Origin of the sequence: Candidatus Stygibacter australis, assembly GCA_030765845.1 — a bacterium.
Classification (GTDB): domain Bacteria; phylum Cloacimonadota; class Cloacimonadia; order Cloacimonadales; family TCS61; genus Stygibacter; species Stygibacter australis.
In genome coordinates this window covers 1-4,655 of sequence record JAVCDJ010000092.1, presented here as the reverse complement: position 1 = coordinate 4,655, position 4,655 = coordinate 1, and the positions used below count along the sequence as shown (strand labels likewise).

4 protein-coding genes are annotated in these 4,655 nt (G+C 41.2%); all 4 read right to left on the bottom strand.

What is annotated here, in order from left to right; all coding sequences use genetic code 11:
- The coding region (locus RAO94_05165) for a hypothetical protein (protein ID MDP8321718.1) at positions 1-306 on the bottom strand (306 nt) is incomplete at its 3' end.
- A 105-nt stretch (positions 307-411) separates the two neighbouring features.
- Positions 412-2,373, bottom strand: a complete 1,962-nt coding sequence (locus tag RAO94_05160; GenBank protein ID MDP8321717.1) for a PEGA domain-containing protein — start codon at positions 2,371-2,373, stop codon at positions 412-414.
- A 113-nt stretch (positions 2,374-2,486) separates the two neighbouring features.
- Entirely contained in the window at positions 2,487-3,836 is a 1,350-nt protein-coding gene (locus RAO94_05155) for an ATP-binding protein (GenBank protein ID MDP8321716.1), read from the bottom strand.
- A 177-nt stretch (positions 3,837-4,013) separates the two neighbouring features.
- On the bottom strand, positions 4,014-4,655 hold a 642-nt coding region (locus tag RAO94_05150; protein ID MDP8321715.1), incomplete at its 5' end, for an SUMF1/EgtB/PvdO family nonheme iron enzyme.

Sequence of the window (4,655 nt, the reverse complement as noted above, 5' to 3'; positions counted from 1 at the left end):
CAGGTTCTTAAGTGCCAGATCAGTAGCCTTTTCATAACTATCTGCCTCCCCCATACCATAAAGATATTCCCCGCTTGATTGCAATTCCGAAACAGTCACGGAATGAAGAGGGAGAAAGATAAGCAGGAAGAATATCAACGTGAGTCGTGAGACGTGAGACGTGAGAAGAGGGACAACTGTGAATCGGGAGAAAACCGTGAGTCGTGAGTCGGGAGACGTGAATCGAAAAATGCCCCCCACTGATCTCTGATCTTCATAATTTTCCATTCTTGTCAGCCTATGGCTGATTACATTTTCAATTTTCAATTTATTCCCCCCTCTCTGTGGTAAATTTTACATTTTACATTTTCAATTTTCAATTTCTTCCCCTCTATGTTCTCTGCTCCCCACCAATTTTCCATTCTTGTCAGCCTATGGCTGATTCAATTTAGTATTGTATTGCCCGGCTTTTATCCAACTATAGATAGTATATACCGCCGGCACTACTGAAATATAATAGCAGGTATCGCGGGTATTATAATTGCTCTCCATATCATCCCAGGCATTATTAGCTTCGGCTGTCGATCCTGAGTTGGCATAATCATCTGCAAATCCATCTCCCTGGCTGTTAAAAAACATTGCTGCACCCACTGCTAATATAGTTGTCCCTGCCCCAATCCAGCCCTGACGTCTCCATTTATCGCGACTGGCAAGCATACTCCCCTGATAGGTTTCCAGCTCAAATACCAGCTTTTCCTGGCTGCCCTCCCGCAGACTCACACTCTTTGTCTGCTCCAGAAAGTCTGGATGATGCACCTTTATCATATAATCCCCTATCAATAAAGGCAGCACTGCCGGTGTGGTATTTTTTTCTTTCTCATCATTGATCCAGATTGCTGCTCCTTTGCTTGCTGCCGGATTGCTCATCACAGTCACTGATCCCATGATCGGCTCAGGACTTAGCTTCACTTGCTCCATTGTTCCTGTTCCCAGATATATATTCCTGCTGTCTGATCTATGCCTGTCTTTCTTGGCTTCCACTTTATAATTTCCAGCTTTTAAATTTGCCTGATATTTATTTTTACCTGCCAGTACATCATCCAGAAATATTTCACTATCTTCTGCTTCTATTATCAGCGTCCCGAAATCCTGCGTCAGCAGAATTGTTTTCTGCATCAAGGTTTCATCATATACGACCACGGTCTCTTCAGCTCCTGTATAAAGCTCCTTCTCCACCCGCACCGTGTACTGCCCTGATAGGCGTTTATCATCCTTATATGGCGTCTTGCCCACATATTCACCATTAATATACACATCAGCTTCACTTACTGGTGTCGAACTTATCTCCAGCCTGCCAAATGCCGGCTTCAGCACAATATCAAAATCCCTTTCATCACCATCACTGATCAGAAATTCTTCCTTATGATCATGATAATAATCCAACTTTGCTTCAAATAGATGACTGCCACTTTCTATCTTCTGCCTGGAGATATTTCCCTTGCCTTCAAATATCCCATCAAGGTAAATATCCGCATTACTTTGATCACAATTCACGCTATAATAACCAAACTTAGCTAATAACTCAACGGCAGGTAATTCCAGAGTCTGTCCTTCTGCCAGAGTAAATTCCAGCTCTTTTGTATAATGCATCTTAGCTTTTATCGTCAGTTTATAATCTCCAGCGATTAATTCATCCTGCCATGGTGTGATGCCCATCTTCTGATCATTCAAATATACCTCTGCTCCTGACGGTTCGCTATTTATAATAGTTATCCCAGGCAGTTTCAGCTTCATACTGCTTTCACCCTGCTGCAGATTAATATTGATCAATTCATCCTGCGTTATCTGCAGTTCCTGCTCATCTTCCTGGAATCCCTGTTTATTGAACCGGAAAGTATAAGTCCCAGGTGTAAGCCGATATTGTGCTGATCCCTGCTTGTTAAGTAACGGAGGGTTAATATCTTTGGTGATATACACATCCTTCTCATTCAGCTCAAAGGTTATTATCACCAGTCCTTCATCAGCACTGCCATAACCACTCTTCACCACTGTCATCACGTAAGCCGTATTTGCCTCCAAAGTCAGCGGAAATTCATATGTAAAAGCCGCAAATTCTGCCTGCAAAAAAGTAAGAGAACGCTCTCCAGGAGATAAATACACGTAATACTTACCCAATTCCTTCTCGATCTTCACCGGTTTACGGTTACTGTCAAATCTCAGATTACGAATATCAGAATTCACCTGAATCCTGGCACAATACTCCCCATCAGTATCCCGCACATTATTCTTAACATAACTGAATCCTTCCTTCTCCAGTTCACCAGTTACCTTAAATTCAGCACCAGCAAGAAGCCCAATACCCGCCAGCAAAACAAAAATCAATAATCTCCTCATAATCTATCTCCTTACAAATCTATAATCCATAACCTAAAACCTTGCGGATGGTTGTAAACCTCCGCAATGGTTGACTCATAATAATATCAAAATACTTAACTCAATACCCCACATTACTCATCAATTACCTTCCAGTAACCACCTTTATTAGGTCCTAATCTCTCTAATTTTCCTTCATCCTGAAGTTTCCTGCTGGCATCTTTTACTGCTCTTAATGATTTTCCAATATTTTCAGCTACATCCTGTAGCGACAATTTAGGATTCTCTCTAAGTAAATTAAGTATCTTATCCGGTGTTTTTACCGTCGTTTCTGGTGCAGTTTCTGGTGCAGTTTCTGGTGCAGTTTCTGGTGTCACTTTTCCGATACTTTCTCTAAAAGGAAACTTTAACCAATATCCTCCACCTTCAATTTCCACCTCAGGTTCTGGTACTCCAGAATCTTTGCAGGCATTCTTCATCTTTGATATTCCCCTTCCCCAGGCTTCTATCAAGCCAGTTCTAAAGAAAGCATTGGCAATATCAGGATTATATGGTTTTGATGAATGCTTACTCATCAGATTTTCTTTTGTCCAACCTATTGGCAATTCACCGCTATTCCAGATCATCAGCTTATTATTATACACTGAAATCTGAATCGGTGTTCCACTACTGTAATCTTTATGAATAATAGCATTCAAAATCCCTTCCCTCAAGGCTTCTTTGGGAATCTGATATTTCTCTATCCGCTGTATTCCTTCATAGGATATAATAGCTTTTAAATATTTTGCCAGTAAAATTTCAATCACTTTTTCAACCTGATGGAATAAATTTCCATGCACTTCATCCTGATAAATAAGTTCACTATCACTCTCGAAATAACCAATTTTAGTATAGGCACCAGTGAAATATCTCTCAGGGTCTTCTGCAAAAAGCAAAGCTGCTGCCCGTTTATAATACTCCCCCGTAACTAAGTGCAGTTTATCCAAAAGGATTTCTTCACTCTCATTTATTAATTCTTCTTCTATTCTCTGGCTTCTCTTTGCCAGTTTCTTAAAAATACCAATCCCAGTAAATTCATCTTTGGTCAATCCCGGCAAAGGCACGCTATCCCAGTGCAATCCCTGCTTTTTCATCAAAAATCTATCCAGTGCAGCTCCTCTCAACTCCTGATTTGTACTTCCACTACGATAATAATAATGCCCTTTATAATTGACAGGATAAGGATAAGCTTCAATTACAATTTCAATATATTCTAATTCCATTTCCTGATGGAAATTAACATCAACCATAATACCCAGGACATCTCTTATTTTATTAGGAATATCTTCCATGAGCTTCCGTGAATTTACCAATCCAGTTACGTTACCCTTATTGTCCTTACCAATAAACAGCAGACCACCCTCAGTATTAGCAAATCCGCAAATCCATTTCAGCCACTCATCATTCCAATTTCTTTTCCATTCTACCTTTTGACTTTCCTGCATAACTCATTCCTCTCATCTTCACATTTTCTCATTTTCACATCTTCGTCCCTTCGCTCCCTCGCCCCATCGTCCCTTCGCCCCTTCACCCCTTCACCCCTTCGCTCACTCAATCCCTCATTCCTCACCTCTTCTCAAATCCCAATAATCCTGATTCTGACATTAAAATATGATAAATTTCTAATTTGAACTGCGGGTTACGCGGAATCCCAAAACGTGGCTGATATCACCAGGGGCGCTACTGTAGCGTGCAGCTACACGACACTCAATGGCGTTGTGGAGCCAGCCACCACTCCGACGCACTAATTCAGAGCCCGAAGCAGGTCCCGTCGGGTTGTCTTCAGGGCTTGAACCATAATAACTACCTGCAAACCAGTCATTACACCATTCCCAAACATTTCCACTCATATCATAAATACCAAGTTGGTTTGGAAACTTAATTCCCACTTCATGAGTCTGTCCACCTGAATTATCATCATACCAGGCATAATCATCTAATTCATCTGTAGTTCCACTGTACCTTCTATTATCTGTCCAGTTCACTCCACCTCGCGCTGCATATTCCCACTCAGCTTCCGTGGGTAGCCTGAATCCATTTGCACTAAAATCACAGCTCCAGTCACTCAGATTGTAGCAGGGAGTTAGACCTTTCTGCTCACTTAAAGCATTACAATACTCCACAACATCATACCAGGTTACATAATAAACCGGATAATCATCTCCCACTCCATAATCATGAGCCGGGTTACTGCCCATTAATTCTTCATACTCACCCTGCGTCACTTCATACTTACTAATATAAAAACTGCTAAGAGTAACATC